Origin of the sequence: Burkholderia sp. HMSC10F09, assembly GCF_001806955.1 — a bacterium.
Lineage (GTDB): Bacteria > Pseudomonadota > Gammaproteobacteria > Burkholderiales > Burkholderiaceae > Burkholderia > Burkholderia multivorans.
Window position 1 is genome coordinate 24,912 of the sequence record NZ_KV786797.1, and the last position, 14,014, is coordinate 38,925.

General features: G+C 63.6%; 11 protein-coding genes and 1 other annotated feature. Of the genes, 3 read left to right on the forward strand and 8 right to left on the reverse strand.

Annotated features, from left to right (window positions below; genetic code table 11):
• The first annotated feature begins 422 nt into the window (after positions 1 to 422).
• The gene (locus HMPREF3115_RS19230; RefSeq protein ID WP_070555634.1) at positions 423 to 2,390 is read left to right on the forward strand and encodes a relaxase/mobilization nuclease domain-containing protein; all 1,968 of its coding nucleotides are present in this window, start codon (positions 423 to 425) and stop codon (positions 2,388 to 2,390) included.
• Positions 2,391 to 2,436: 46 nt separating this feature from the next.
• Here HMPREF3115_RS19230 and HMPREF3115_RS19235 read toward each other — a convergent pair whose 3' ends face one another.
• The 7 genes from HMPREF3115_RS19235 to HMPREF3115_RS19265 are packed head-to-tail and all read right to left on the reverse strand — an operon-like array spanning position 2,437 to position 9,970.
• Positions 2,437 to 3,225 carry an enoyl-CoA hydratase/isomerase family protein gene (locus HMPREF3115_RS19235; protein ID WP_008642579.1) on the reverse strand — a complete coding sequence of 263 codons (789 nt, stop codon included), beginning with the start codon at positions 3,223 to 3,225 and terminating at the stop codon, positions 2,437 to 2,439.
• Between the two features lie 31 nt (positions 3,226 to 3,256).
• Positions 3,257 to 4,039 (reverse strand): SDR family oxidoreductase, encoded by a 783-nt coding sequence (locus HMPREF3115_RS19240; protein WP_008642580.1) that lies wholly within the window; start codon positions 4,037 to 4,039, stop codon positions 3,257 to 3,259.
• A gap of 30 nt (positions 4,040 to 4,069) precedes the next feature.
• Positions 4,070 to 4,870 carry an enoyl-CoA hydratase/isomerase family protein gene (locus HMPREF3115_RS19245; protein WP_008642581.1) on the reverse strand — a complete coding sequence of 267 codons (801 nt, stop codon included), beginning with the start codon at positions 4,868 to 4,870 and terminating at the stop codon, positions 4,070 to 4,072.
• On the reverse strand, positions 4,867 to 6,048 hold the full coding sequence (locus HMPREF3115_RS19250; protein ID WP_008642583.1) for a thiolase family protein: 1,182 nt from the start codon (positions 6,046 to 6,048) through the stop codon (positions 4,867 to 4,869). The genes HMPREF3115_RS19245 and HMPREF3115_RS19250 overlap by 4 nt, the downstream gene beginning before the upstream one ends.
• Before the next feature lie 27 nt (positions 6,049 to 6,075).
• Positions 6,076 to 7,752 carry a long-chain-fatty-acid--CoA ligase gene (locus tag HMPREF3115_RS19255; protein ID WP_070555636.1) on the reverse strand — a complete coding sequence of 559 codons (1,677 nt, stop codon included), beginning with the start codon at positions 7,750 to 7,752 and terminating at the stop codon, positions 6,076 to 6,078.
• Between the two features lie 11 nt (positions 7,753 to 7,763).
• On the reverse strand, positions 7,764 to 8,822 hold the full coding sequence (locus HMPREF3115_RS19260) for a CaiB/BaiF CoA transferase family protein (protein ID WP_008642587.1): 1,059 nt from the start codon (positions 8,820 to 8,822) through the stop codon (positions 7,764 to 7,766).
• 2 nt (positions 8,823 to 8,824) lie between these two features.
• Positions 8,825 to 9,970 (reverse strand): acyl-CoA dehydrogenase family protein, encoded by a 1,146-nt coding sequence (locus tag HMPREF3115_RS19265; protein ID WP_008642589.1) that lies wholly within the window; start codon positions 9,968 to 9,970, stop codon positions 8,825 to 8,827.
• Positions 9,971 to 10,164: 194 nt separating this feature from the next.
• Between HMPREF3115_RS19265 and HMPREF3115_RS19270 the strand changes: the two genes are divergently transcribed.
• The gene (locus HMPREF3115_RS19270; RefSeq protein WP_034201272.1) at positions 10,165 to 11,205 is read left to right on the forward strand and encodes an AraC family transcriptional regulator; all 1,041 of its coding nucleotides are present in this window, start codon (positions 10,165 to 10,167) and stop codon (positions 11,203 to 11,205) included.
• A 305-nt stretch (positions 11,206 to 11,510) separates the two neighbouring features.
• Entirely contained in the window at positions 11,511 to 12,560 is a 1,050-nt protein-coding gene (locus HMPREF3115_RS19275; protein ID WP_176748755.1) for an MBL fold metallo-hydrolase, read from the forward strand.
• A gap of 176 nt (positions 12,561 to 12,736) precedes the next feature.
• Here the strand turns inward: HMPREF3115_RS19275 and HMPREF3115_RS19280 are convergent.
• Positions 12,737 to 13,983 (reverse strand): IS3 family transposase gene (locus tag HMPREF3115_RS19280; protein ID WP_226145690.1). Its coding sequence is split into 2 segments (ribosomal slippage): positions 12,737 to 13,692 and positions 13,692 to 13,983, totalling 1,248 coding nucleotides; the frame shifts between segments, so codons are not numbered across the junction.
• Positions 13,586 to 13,702 (reverse strand) — a sequence feature (AL1L pseudoknot). Its footprint overlaps the gene before it by 117 nt.
• Positions 13,984 to 14,014: the final 31 nt, after the last annotated feature.

Consider the following 14,014-nt stretch of genomic DNA (forward strand, 5'->3'; position numbering starts at 1 on the left):
TTGCATCTCGTCGTGCCATCGAGCATGTCGTGCTGCTGTCCGTCGCCGTGTCGTCGCGCGTGCAGTGCGAGCGCATCCGCGCCGCACTTCGCGCTGCCTTCGGCGCAGCAATCCAACGTGCAGGCGTCTTGCCTCGAACGCGCCCGGCCTGTGGCCGTGTTCGCGTTCGCCGGCGCGCTGGCTGCTCGTGCAGCAGCGCCACCGGGCCGCCGCTGCCCGGAGCGCCAGCGAGGGGCAAAGGCGGAAGGCAAGATTGAAGGGCGCGGCACCACGGCGCGCGCAAAGCCAGTCTGCACGTGGGTTGGGGGCGGCACTCGCCACAAGGTGGCTTCGTGCCGCCAGCAGCCCCAAGGCCTTGCGGGCATTGGGAATACCGTGTGCCGCATGCGCTCGGGCGCGATGGGCTTGGTGGGGACTGCATCATGAGCCAGCGCGGAAATCCCGGTGACGATGACCGTTTTCGCGTGCGGCCCAGCAAGCCCAGGCAGCGCGGCGACACCTTCATTGCCCAGGTGCTGCGCCAGACGAGCAAGGCCGCTGGCGTCTCTGGCCGGGGGCGCAAGACCACCGGCAAGCCCCCCGGTTCGCGCCTGGGGCGCGGTCATGTCGCAGCCCGCTTCACGGGCCAGTCGTTGACGGCGCTTTCTCGCCGGGCCACGGTCAAGGTGCGGCTGGTGTATTTGCAGCAGGCCAGCGGCCGCTCCACCGTGCAGCACCTGCGCTACATCGAGCGCGAAGGCGTGGACCGCCAGGGTGGACAGGGCCGTGCCTATGGCGCCATCACCGACGAGGCGGACACGGCCGCCTTCGAGGAGCGTGGCAAGGGCGACCGCCACCAGTTCCGCTTCATCGTCTCGCCCGAGGATGCGGAGCAGCTCGAAGACCTGCGCACCTACACCCGGCCCCTGATGCAGCGCATGGAGGCCGACCTGGGCACCCGCCTGGATTGGGTGGCGGTCGATCACTGGAATACCGACAACCCGCACACCCATGTCGTGCTGTGCGGCAAGGACGACACTGGCAAGGATCTCATCATTTCGCAGGAGTACATCACCCGCGGCATGCGCGAGCGGGCGATGGAACTGGCCACCGAATGGCTGGGGCCGCGCACCGAGCTGGAGATCCAGCGCACCCTAGCCCGCGAAGTGGAACAGGAGCGGTGGACGAGCCTGGATCGCACCCTCCAGCGCGAGGCGGTGGACGGCCTGGTGAAGGTCGAGCGCTTCAACGAACCCAAACTGCAACGCCAGCGTCTGCTGCTGGTCGGGCGCTTGCAGCGGCTTCAACGCATGGGGCTTGCCACGCAGACCCAGCCCGGCACTTGGGCCGTGCATGCCGATGCCGAGAAAACCTTGCGGGCCATGGGAGAACGTGGCGACATCATCCGCACCATGCAGCGCGCGATGGGCGGCAAGCAGCGTGACCTGGCCGTGTTCCAACCGGGCGAGGATGGACACTCCATCATCGGCCGCGTGGCGGGCAAAGGACTGGCCGACGAACTGTACGACCGGGGCTATCTGGTGGTCGATGGCATCGACGGCAAGGCCCACTATGTGGCGCTGCCGCCCAGGACGGAACTGGAGCAGTACCCCATGAGCGCAGTGGTCGAGGTGAAAGGCTCCGCCGAGGTGCGCGCAGCGGACAAGACCATCACCGCGCTGGCGACCAATGGGCTGTACCGCACCGACCATCACTTGGCCATTGCACAAGGCCAGGCCAAGGATGGCCGCGACCCGCATGAAGTGGTTGCGGCCCATGTCCGCCGCCTTGAAGCCCTGCGCCGAGCGGGCATCGTGGAGCGCGTCGCTGAGGGACTATGGAAGGTGCCCGGTGACTTGCCTGAGCGTGGCCGCCAGTACGACGCGCAGCGCCTGGGCGGCGTGGCCGTGGAGCTGAAATCGCACCTGCCCATCGAGCGGCAGGCCCGCGTGATCGGTGCCACCTGGCTGGATCAGCAGTTGATCGGCGGCGGCTCCGGTCTGGGTGACCTGGGCTTTGGCGGCGAGGCCAAGCAGGCGCTACAGCAGCGCGCCGATTTCCTGGCCGAACAGGGACTGGCCGAGCGGCGCGGCCAGCGCGTGATCCTGGCGCGCAATCTGCTGGGCGCGTTGCGCAATCGGGAAGTGGCGCAGGCCGCGAAGGACATTGCCGCTGATACGGGCTTGGAGCATCGTCCGGTAGCTGAGGGGCAGCGCGTGGCGGGTATCTACCGCCGCAGCCTCATGCTGGCCAGCGGGCGCTACGCGATGCTGGATGACGGTATGGGGTTCAGCCTGGTGCCGTGGAAGCCGGTCATCGAACAACGACTCGGCATGCTGATTTCTGCACAGATACATGGTGGCACTGTATCCTGGCAAATCCGACGCCAGTTGGGTTTATCCATTACCTGACGCCAACGGCAATTGAACTCCACCAACTGGATGCGTCTACAACCGATCAGCGTCCGGTAAACTGAGGCACTCGCTTTGCGACGAACGCGTGGACCGCTTCCAGCGAATCCGTGGTTTTCGAGGCCCGATTCATTTCGGCCGCCTCTAACCTCAATGAGGTCACCAGACCGCTCTCGAAGGCAGCAAGTTGCAGGCGCTTGGCGCCCGCATAACCATGCGTAGGACCGGTCGAGAATTGCACCGTCATGCGCTGCGCTTCGTCCAGCAGGCTCTCGCCCGGAACTACTTTCTCGACCAATCCCCAGGCCAAGGCTTCATCCGAACCGACCACGCGGTTGGTCAGGATCATGTCGCGTGCGCGTCGTCCGCCCACTGCGCGCGGCAGGAGCCAGCTGATGCCGAAATCCCCCGCGTATCCAAGGCCGGTGTGGGCCGCCACGAATTTCGTCCCACTTGCGGCAATCAGGTAGTCAGAGGCCAATGCTAGTCCGAGGCCGCCTCCAGCGACCGCGCCTTGTACGGCGCAGACCACCGGGAATGGCAGGCTGGCGAATTGAGGAATCATGCGTTCGACCACCCTCAATTCGTCATCGACCAAGGTAGACAACGCTTCGCCTGCTGCCGCCATTTCGTCGATGTCGCCGCCGCAACTGAACATCCGGCCCTCGCCGCGCAGCAGCAAAGCGCGAATCGAGCCGTCACGTTCGACGTCTGCAATGACGCCAGCTAGCACGTTGACGACAGACGTGCTCAGCGCATTCTTTTTCTGAGGCGCATTGAGTGTGATGGTCGCAACAGCACCATGCTTTTCGAGAATGACAGAATTTTCGGACATGACGCTTCCTGATGGGCCAAGATTTCAGGCGTCAGCGCGGCGCCATGCGAATAGCGCCATCCACCCGAATGGACTCGGCGTTCATGTAGCCGCAGGTGACGAGAAACTCGACGGCCTGCGCGAATTCATCGGGATCGCCCAAACGCTTGGGAAAGGGCACGCTGGCCGCCAGCGCCTGCTTGACGTTGTCCGGCAGGCCCAGCAGCAATGGTGTTCCGAAGATCCCCGGCATGATGGTGTTGACCCGGATCCCTTCGTCCATCATGTCGCGCGCAATCGGCAAGGCCATGCCCACGATGGCAGCCTTACTGGCAGCATAGCTGGCCTGGCCAACCTGGCCATCCTGTGCGGCGGCCGACGCAGTGTTGACGATGGCGCCGCGGTCGCCATCGGCCAGCGGCGCGAGCGTCAACATGCCCGCGGCTGACTTGGCGATGCAGCGGAAGGTGCCCACTAGGTTGATCTGAATGATGCGATTGAAACGATCTGTTGGGCATGGGCGGATTTCGCCGGTTTTCTTGTCGCGGCTGACCGTCTTGACGGCATCGGCAGTACCGGCGCAGTTGACCAGAATGCGTTCCTGTCCAATGGCCGCGCGGGCCTTGGCGAAGGCGGCGTCCACTTGCTCCTCGGACGTCACGTCCACGTTGCAGTAAACACCGTCAAGTTCGCTGGCCAACGCCTGGCCGATGGCTTCGTTCATGTCAAAGATGGCGACTTTGACACCATGGCTGGCCAAGCGCCTGGCCGTGGCAGCTCCTAGGCCGGAAGCGCCCCCGGTGATGACGGCGGAGATGTCGGAATTGAGTTGCATGATTTTTGCTCGATGGATGAGAGACAGGCGCTATTGGCCCGTGAAGTGGGGGAGGCGCTTGCCGAGGAATGCGGCTTGCCCCTCCAGGTTGTCGGCCGAATGCAAAGCGACGAGGAAATTACGCTTCTCATGCTCCAGGCCTTGCGCGAGCGGAGTTTCAAAGCTGGCCAGTGCCGCATCTTTCGCCAGTGCCACGGCCAGCGGCGAATTGGATGCAATCCGGTTGGCCATCGCCAACGCCGTCGGCAGGGCCTGGCCGTCAGCCGTCACCTCGGCGACCATGCCCGCATCGCAGGCTTTGCGGGCGTCGATGAAATCGCCGGTCAGCAGCAGGGCCATAGCCTTGGACTTGCCGATGGCATGGATCAGACGCTGGGTGCCCCCGGCCCCGGGAATGGCGCCCAGCTTGACTTCAGGCACGCCGAACTTGGTGGACTCGCCAGCGATAGCAATGTCACAGGCCAACGCCAGTTCCGTGCCGCCGCCCAGCGCGAGCTTTTCCACGGCTGCGATGACGGGCTTAGGGAAGCGCTCCAGTTCCGCCCAGAAGTGGCCACCTGCCGCCGCACGGTCGCCCAGCAGCGGTTCGGCGCGCAGAGAGTCGAAGGCCGTGATGTCGGCCCCTGCACAAAACACGCCCTCGGCGCCGGTGATGATGACCGCGCGTACGGCATCGTCGTCGCGCAGTTGCACGAGCTGTGCACGCAGGCCATCGAATACTGCGCGGTTCAAGCTGTTCTTCGCGCGCGGGCGGTTGATGATCAAGGTGACGATGGCGCCTTCGCGGCTGACGAGCACTTCGCTGGCTTCGCTCATGGTGGCCTCGTTCATGCCAGGCGCTCGATGATGGTGGTGTTGGCCGTGCCCGAAGCCTCGCAGATGGTCTGCAAGCCATAGCGGCCGCCTCGGCGCTCCAGCTCGCACAGCAGGTCGGTGAGCATGCGCGCGCCAGTGGAGCCCAGCGGATGGCCGATGGCCACCGAGCCGCCATTGACGTTGAGGCGGTCGTCCGGAATGCCGAATTCCTGCTGGAACATCAGCGGCACGCCGCCGAATGCCTCATTGACTTCAAACAGGTCGATGTCGGCCGGGGTCAGCCCCGATTCCTTCAACGCCTTGCGGGTGGCATCGAGCACAGCAGTGAACTGGATGACAGGGTCGGCTGCCGCCACTGCGGTGCTGACGAAGCGCGCACGCGGCTTCAGGCCGTGCTGCTGGGCGTAGGCGCGGCTGGCGATCAGCAGCGCGGCGGCGCCGTCGCTGATCTGCGAGGAGTTAGCAGCCGTTGTAGCGCCGTCTGCGGCAAACACGGGCTTAAGCGTAGCCATCTTCTCGGGGTTGGGGTCGGCGCGCATGCCCTCGTCGGCGGTGACGAGCGGGCTGTCTGGGTCGGTCGGATCCTCATGCAGCCGCACGAGTTGGTCTTGGACACGACCAGCCCGCGAAGCCTCAATGGCGCGCCGATGGCTGCGCACGGCGAAGGCGTCCAGCGCCTCGCGCGTGAGGCCGAAGCGCTTGTTCATCAACTCCGACGAAGCGCCTTGCGGTATCAGCGGGTTGCCCTGGTAGCGCGCCAGCTCACGCGGGCTGTATTGCGCGCCGAGCGGCGCGCCGGGCTTGAATGACGGCGGCATGGGCGCCTGCGACATCGACTCTACCCCGGCGCCGATGGCCAGTTGGTAGGCGCCCGCTTGAATACCGTGCACGACAAAGCTCACCGCCTGCTGGCCGGAGCCGCATTGCCGGTCGACCGTCACCGCCGGGACGGATTCTGGCAGCCCCGCCGCCAGCACGGCATGCCGGCCCAGATTGCCGTGCTGCTGGTCCCACTGCAGCACGCAACCGACGATCACATCGTCCAGATCGGCGGGGTTGATGCCGGAGCGCTCGACCAGCTGACGCAGCGTCTCACCCAGCAGATCAACGGGGTGCCATTTCTGCAAGCGCCCGCCGCGCTTGCCCACGGGGGTGCGCAGCGCACCGACGATGACGGGTTCATGGTCATTCATGTTGTTTTCCTGTAGCAAAAGGTTGGCTCACTCGGCGTAGCGGTCCGCATGCTCAACGCGTATGCGCTTCTTGTCGAGCTTGCCGACGCTGGTCTTGGGGATGGCTTCGACGAACAGAACCTGGTCCGGCAACTGCCACTTGGCGAACGCGCTGCTCAGGTGTTCCTGCAGTTGTTCCTGGGTCGCCTGCTGACCGGGCTTCAGCACCACCAGGGCCAGCGGCCGTTCCTGCCACTTAGCATGCGGAATGCCGACCACTGCGGCGTCACGCACAGCCGGATGGCCCATGAGCAGGTTCTCCATGTCAATGGATGAGATCCATTCACCGCCGCTCTTGATCACGTCCTTGATGCGGTCGGTAACCTTGAGGTAGCCGTTCTCGTCCACCGTGCCGACATCGCCCGAGCGCCACCAGCCGCCCTCCAGGAAGCGGTCGCCTGAATCCGGCATGTCGTGATAGCTGGTCGTGATCCAGGGGCCGCGCAGGCAGATCTCGCCAGCCGACTGTCCGTCGTGCGGGAGGTCCTGGTCGTCTGCATCGAGAATGCGGATGTCCACCCCGGTAAGGATCAGGCCCTGCTTGCGCTTGAGGTTCCACTGCTCGTCCTGGGTCAGGCGCTTCTTGAGCGTGGACTTGAGGCGGTTGACCGCCACCAGCGTCGTGGCTTCGGGGGCGCCGTAGCCGTGCACCACCTCGGCACCCGTCAGTTCGTAAAAGCCGATCATCATCGACAGAGGTGGCTCGGTGGCGCCGGACAGCATGCGCATGCGGCTGAAGTCCGGCTTGACCGGCAACGTCTCGATGTACTGCAGCATAGGCTGGAAGATGGCCGGTGCGCCGTTGGTGATGGTCACGCCCTCGGCGATCATGGTGTCGACCAATGGCTTGGTGTCCTCGGCGGCGTAGCGGCCCGGCAGCACGATCTTGTCGCCCAGCAGCGTGGCCGCCTGCGGCAGGCCCCAGCACTGCCCGTGGAACATGGGCGTGATGAGCATGACGCAGTCGTCCAGCGTCATGCCCATGTTGGTGGCCATGCCCGTGGAATGCAGGTAGATGCCGCGGTGCGAGTAGTACACGCCCTTGGGCTTGCCCGTGGTGCCGGTGGTGTAGCAGGCGCTGTAAGCCGAGGTTTCGTCGATCTCGGGCCAGTCGATCTTGGCGTCGGCGGCGGCCAGCAGGTCTTCGTAGTGCAGCAGCGGCGCCAGCGTGGTCTTGACCTGGTCCAGCGGCTTTTCGGTCATAACGATCCAGCCCTTGATCTGGGGCGAGTTCGCTGCGACGGATTCGGCAATAGGCAGCAATGATTCGTCCACGCAAACGTAGGACACGTCGCTATGGCCGACAACGTAGCCCAGGTCCTCGGGGCCCAGGCGCAGGTTCATCTGCAGCATGACCGCGCCCAGGCCGGGGATGGACCAGTACAGCTCGAAGTGGCGCCGGCTGTTCCAGTCCAGGACGCCGACCCGGTCGCCCGGCTCGACGCCGAGCGCGCGCAGCGCATTGGCGCTGCGGCAGACGCGTGCGTAGCAGTCGGCATAGGTGTAGCGGTCCCAGCCGCCGCCGGGTGTGCGATACACGATCTCCTGATCCCCATGGGTGCGTGCAGCGTGGCGGATCAGCGTCGTGGTGTTCAGTTGGCGCTCGTTGCCCGTGGTGGACGGGCAGCCGCGGACAGGCTTGGTGGGCTGGACGGTTTCGGTCATGTGCTTGTCTCCTAGGTAGTTGTGTCGAGTGCCTGGAACCGTGGGGCCGGGGCCGCTTCGATGGCGCCGGAGGGGGTGATCTGGTAGATGCCCCGTGCCGCGTTATGCGGATGCTGCACCGACTCGGCGAGGCTGAGCACGGGTGCAAAGCAAGCGTCGCTGCCTTCGAGCAGCGCGCACCAGTGCGCTCGGGGCTGGCTGCGGATGAGGGCTGCGATGCGCTCTTTCAGCGCCGGCCACGTTGCCGTGTCGTACTGGTCGGCAGGCTCCACGTCCGCCAGGCCCAGCTTCGACAGCAGCAAGGCGTAGAAAGGCGGCTCGATCGCGCCGAGGCTGATGAAGCCGCCGTCGGCGCAGGCGTACACGTCATAAAACGGCGAATCGTGAAACGGACTCGGCTGCGCGCCATCGATCTGCCCATTGGCGCGAATCCAGTGCACCAGGGTGCCCAGCATTGCCACGATGTCAACGATGGCGGCGTCCACGACCCGGCCGCGGCCGGTGGCGCGCGCATCGACCAGCGCGCAGGCGACGCCGAAAGCCATGCCCAGCGCCCCGGCCGCGTCCCCGAGTACCGTGGGCGGAACGATGGGCGCTTGCCCTTTGTGTGCCGACAGCGACAGCAGGCCGGTCAGCGCGACGTAGTTCATGTCGTGTCCGGCGGCCTGGGCGAGCGGGCCGTCCTGGCCCCAGCCCGTCATGCGGCCGTAGACCAGCCTGGGGTTGCGCGCCGCACACTCGGCGGGGCCGAAGCCCAACCGTTCCATCACACCGGGGCGAAAGCCTTCGATCAAGGCGTCTGCCTGAGCGATCAGGTCCAGGGCACGCGCCTTGCCTTCGGGCGACTTCAGGTCGATGACCTCGACCGTCTTGCCGCGGCGCAGCGGGTTCTCCACCGCCCCGCCCAGCCGCCGCGCCGCAGCGGCCTGCTCGGCGCGTGTCAGCGTAATCACCTCGGCGCCCATGTCAGCTAGCATCCTGGCGGCCAGCGGGCCTGGCCCTATGCCCTCGAACTCCACCACGCGGACGCCGTGCAGCGGCATCTGCAGCGTATGCAACGTGTGCGACATGTTCACAGCTTCCTCGAAACCAGGTCTTTCAGGACCTCGTTGGCGCCGCCATAGATCTTCTGCACTCGCGAAGCGGCATACATCCGCGCGATCGGGTACTCGGCCATGTAGCCGTAGCCGCCGAACAATTGGAGGCATTCGTCCACCACGCGGCACTGCTGCTCGGTGCACCACCACTTGGCCATATAGGCGGCCTCGTTATCCAGCGTGCCGTCCAACAGGCGCTGGGTGCAGTCGTTGACGAAGCTGCGCACCACATGCGCGGTAGTGGCCACCTCAGCCAGTTTCTGGCGCGTGAGCTGCATATCGAAGAGGGGCGCACCGAAGGCCTTGCGCTGCTTCGTGTACTCCACCGTGACGGCCAGTGCCTGCTCGATAGTGGCGGCCGCCGGCACGGCAATGAGCATGCGCTCGTAGGGCAACGCGCCCATCAACTGCCCGAAGCCCTTGCCTTCGACCTCGCCCAGCAGTTGGTCGGCTGGCACGCGCACGCCGTCGAAGAACAACTCCGCCGTGTCCGATGCCTGCATGCCGATCTTCTCCAGTAGTCGGCCAACGCGAAAGCCGGGCAGATTCTCGGTTTCCAGCACAAACAGCGACACCCCCTTGCTGCCCGCGCCGCTGGTGCGCGCCGCGACGATCAGCAGGTTGCCAGTGAAGCCGTTGGTGATGAAGGTTTTGGCGCCGTCGATCACGTAGTGGTCTCCGTCACGGCGGGCCCGGGTGGAAATGGCCTTTAGATCCGAGCCGCAACCCGGCTCGGTCATCGCGATGGCGGCCAGCATCTCGCCGTTCGTCACCTTGGGCAGCCAGCGCTGCTTTTGCGCTTCCGTGCCGAAGTCCAGGATGTAGTGCGAAGCGATGGTGTGCACCGCGATATTGACTGGCATCTCGGCCTTGGCTAGCTCGTCCTGCACCACCAACTGGTAGGCAAGGCTGGCGCCGGCGCCTCCATAGGTCTCGGGCATCTCGGGCAGCAGAAAGCTCATCTCGCCGAATGGACGCCAGACCTCGCGCGGGATGTAGCCCTGACGGCGCCATTCATCGAGCCGGGGCGTGAATTCGGCGGCAACGTAGCGGCGCACCTGCTCGCGAAATGCGTCGATCTCGCCGTCCATCCAGGCGTGGCGATAAAGCTGTGGCAACATGAGAGCGTCTCCTTATATGTTGGCTTCTGTCCCCGCATCGGACGTTCCGCGCAGTGCCACTGCCGAAATGTTTTGGGGATGACACAATCGTAGTAATTGGCCCCTGCAAGGGCGATGGCGGATTACCTCAATCAACTGACAATTAACTTCTTTCGGCCTATGCGACCGGCGTTGGCCCCTTAGAATCACACGCCATGCTGGAACCCGTCTTAACCGCTCCCATCTTTGCCGTGCATGGCCTGCTGGACGGTGCGCGCGGCAAGGGGCTGGCCACGCCAGAATGGCTGGTAGGTGTGCTGGGGCGCGCGGGCATCAGTGAATCGCTGCTGGAGTTGGAGGAGTCGCGCGTGACCGTGGAGCAGTTCAACGCGCTGTTCATCGCCGTCAAGGACAGCCTGAACGACGAGTGCCTGGGCTACCTGCATGGGCGGCCGATGCGCCCGGGCAGCTTCGCACTGATGGTGCGCAGTGCGTTCACTGCCCACTCATTGTCGTTCGCCCTGCGCCGCCTGGGTGAATCCTTTGCTTTGCTGCAGGACGATGTGGCGCTAGTCCCCGTGACTGAGGGCAGGCTGACGGGTGTCGCGCTCGATATGCGTGGCGGCCCGGGCGCGCATGCCGACTTCCTGCACGCACATCTGCTGCGCGTGTTCTGGCGACTGCTGGTATGGCTGCACGGCGGCCGACTGGTGCCGCAGCGCTTCGACTTCAACTTTGCGCCGCCACCTCACGCGCAGAACTACCAACGCATCTTTTCCGGCACGTTGTGCTTTGGGCAGCCGCGCACGGCCGCCTGGTTCGACGCCGATGCCTTCAAACAGCCGGTGCGGCGCGATCGGGACGCGCTGCAGTCCTTCCTGCGCGCCACGCCAGGCAACGTGGTGGGGCCGTACCTGAACGAGCGCAGCGCCAGCGCGCGGGTCCGCATGGTGCTGCAGCGGGCCAGTCCCGAATGGCCTGATCTGGCCATCACTGCGCAGCGCCTGCACATGTCGGTGAGTGCGTTGCAGAGGCACTTGGCCTCCGAGGGCACTTCTTTCCAGGCGCTAAAGGACCAACTGCGGCGCGACATGGCGATCGTACGCCTGACCAGCAGCGAAGCCTCGCTCGCCGCCATCGCCGCTGACCTGGGCTTCACCGACAGCACCGCCTTCCAACGCGCCTTCAAGGTCTGGACCGGCAGCGCGCCGGGAGCCTACCGTGCCCGCTCGCGCACCAAGCAGTACCTTACATAGAGGTATCCGACCAATTTCAGCTTGGCCGCCGAGGAGATCGGCGCCTTCATGGCTACCGGGGCCGTGGCCTGCTTCGGGCGAGGCTCTTGTGCGCTCAAGAGACTGTTGACCGCCGTTGGGGGTTGCACCGACGGCAGCGCAGTGACTGGCTGCGCCAGGACGCAGACGTTTTCCGTCAGCCTATCGAGGTCATTCGTCATTGTCACTTGTCAGTGCTGACCTTAAGCTAAAAATGAACTCGCACAGCATAAGAGTGATGGCTGTGCACCATTGAAGCGGCATTGCCAGAATGTAAACCAAGCATCATGACCGACGCAGCCCCGGCACTCTCGTATCCGTTCTCTCATCTCCCGCTGCCTGGTCAAGCCATTGAAATCAAGCCAGGTGTGCTGTGGCTACGCATGCCGCTGCCGTTTTCCCTGGATCACATCAACCTCTGGGTATTGAGCGATGGTTCTGGTTGGGCGGTCGTGGACACCGGAATTCGTAGCGTGGACGTAATGAACGCATGGTTCGCCTTGTTCGCTCCTCAGGGGCCGCTAGCAGGCCGTCCTGTCTCCCGTGTAATGGCGACGCACATGCACCCGGATCACGTGGGCATGGCGGGATGGTTGGCACGTCGCTTCGAATGCGCGCTGTGGATGACACGAGACGAGTATTTAAGCTGTCGGGTGATGCTTGCCGATTCAGGGCGGGAAGCGCCAGTCGATGGTGTTCGCTTCTACCGGAGAGCCGGATGGAGCGACACCGAGGTCGATGAGTATCGCACTCGGTTTGGTGACTTCGGCAAAATGATTCATCCTTTGCCTGACAGCTTTGTACGGCTCACGGATGGTCAGATGTTGCGGATCGGGAATCAGGAATGGGAGGTCATTGTTGGCACAGGACATTCTCCCGAGCACGCGTGCTTTTACTCGCGCGAACTGGATTTGCTGATATCGGGAGATCAGGTTCTTCCCAGGATCAGTTCCAATACCTCCGTGTACGCCACCGAGCCGCATGCTAATCCTTTGCAGGGCTGGCTCGACTCCATCGACCGATTGCTGCAACGCGTACCTGGGAGCGTCTTGGTTCTGCCTGCCCACAACGAACCTTTCTATGGCCTGCACCTACGGTTGGAGCAACTACGTGCGAGCGCCGTGAAAGGCACAGACCGTGTCAGGCAACAACTTGCGCAGCCTTTAAGGGTCATCGACCTAGTTCGCGTCTTGTACCGTTCGTCCACTGTTGCGGAGCAAATGCACCTCAACCTCGCGACCGGAGAGACACTCGCCCACCTGAACTATCTCGACCAGCGTGGGGAAATCGTGTCTGCAGAGGATGAAGACGGCGCCATGCGCTATCGGCTCGCCTGATGCGCTAATTTGCCCTCAAGGATGTAGAAGCAACCCAATCAAGCCCAGTCATTGACTGGGTTCTTTGTGGGGGGGTGTTTCGAGAGCAATGGGTATTTGCACCAGCGCGCCGTGTATGGCCTTCGGTCCTTTGAACACCTTGTTTGCGAACTGAATCGCACCGGGTTTGGTGGAGGCTAGTTTGTTGAAGTGCAGGCGTTAGCCTGCACGGTATTGGCAACTTGCCTCCAGTAGTTTGCCTCAGCTTCCGCTGGCGGTATATGTCCTATAGATTCCAGCAGCCTGTCATGGTTGAACCAGTGCACCCATTGCAGCGTTGCCAGCTCCAGTGATTCCTTTGTTTTCCACGGCCCTCGTTTGTAGATAACTTCCGTTTTGTACAAACCGTTGATGGTTTCGGCCAAGGCGTTGTCGTAGGAGTCGCCAGTGCTGCCCACTGAAGGCATCAGTCCAGCTTCTTCCAAGCGTTCGGTGTAGCGAATGGACACATACTGACTCCCCCTGTCGGAGTGGTGAATCAGTTTGGTGTCGCTGGACGGCTGCCGTGCATACAGAGCCTGCTCCAAAGCATCCACCACAAAGTCCGTACGCATATGGCTGCTGACCCGCCAGCCCACTATGCGGCGTGCATACACATCAATCACAAAGGCCACAAACATCTGCCCTTGCCATGTAGATACATAGGTGAAGTCTGCAACCCAAAGCTGGTCAGGGCGCTGAGCTGTGAACTGGCGGTTGACCAGGTCTAGCGGGCTTGGCCGTGCCACATCTGGGCGTGTCGTACGCACCTTCTTGCCTCGTCTAGCGCCTTCAAGGCCCAGCTTGCGCATCAGGCGTTGCACTGTGCAGCGGGCAATGGTCAAGCCCTCTCGGTGCATCTGCTTCCAAACTTTGACGGCACCATACACCTGCCAATTGGCGTGCCACACCCGTTGAATATGACTGCAACGTTCTTCATCTGATTGGCTGCGCTTGCAGCGCAGCCAATAGCAGTTTCTTTGTTGAACTCTGCGCCTGTAGCCCGATGGGGCAATTTGCAGCAACCTGCAAATTGGCTCGACCCCATAGGCATCACGATACTGGTCTACAAAGTCAATTAACTCTTGATGCGACGGTCCAGCTCCGCCTGCGCAAAAAAAGCGCTCGCAGCCTTGAGGATGTCATTGGCTCGGCGCAGTTCCTTGTTCTCTCGCTCCAGTTGCTTGAGCCGCTCACGTTCATCCGTGGTCAATCCTGGGCGTTGGCCTGCATCTATTTCTTTGCGCTGCACCCATCCATGCAAGGTGCTGACAGAGCAGCCAATCTTGGGGGCTATCGATTCACATGCGCCCCACAGCGATGCGTAATCCGCTTGGCATTCCTGCACCAAACGTACGGCACGTTCACGTACCTCAGGGCTAAAACGAGCAGCTTTAGTGTTCATGACTCAATCCTCTCAGGAGTTGAGCCTCCAC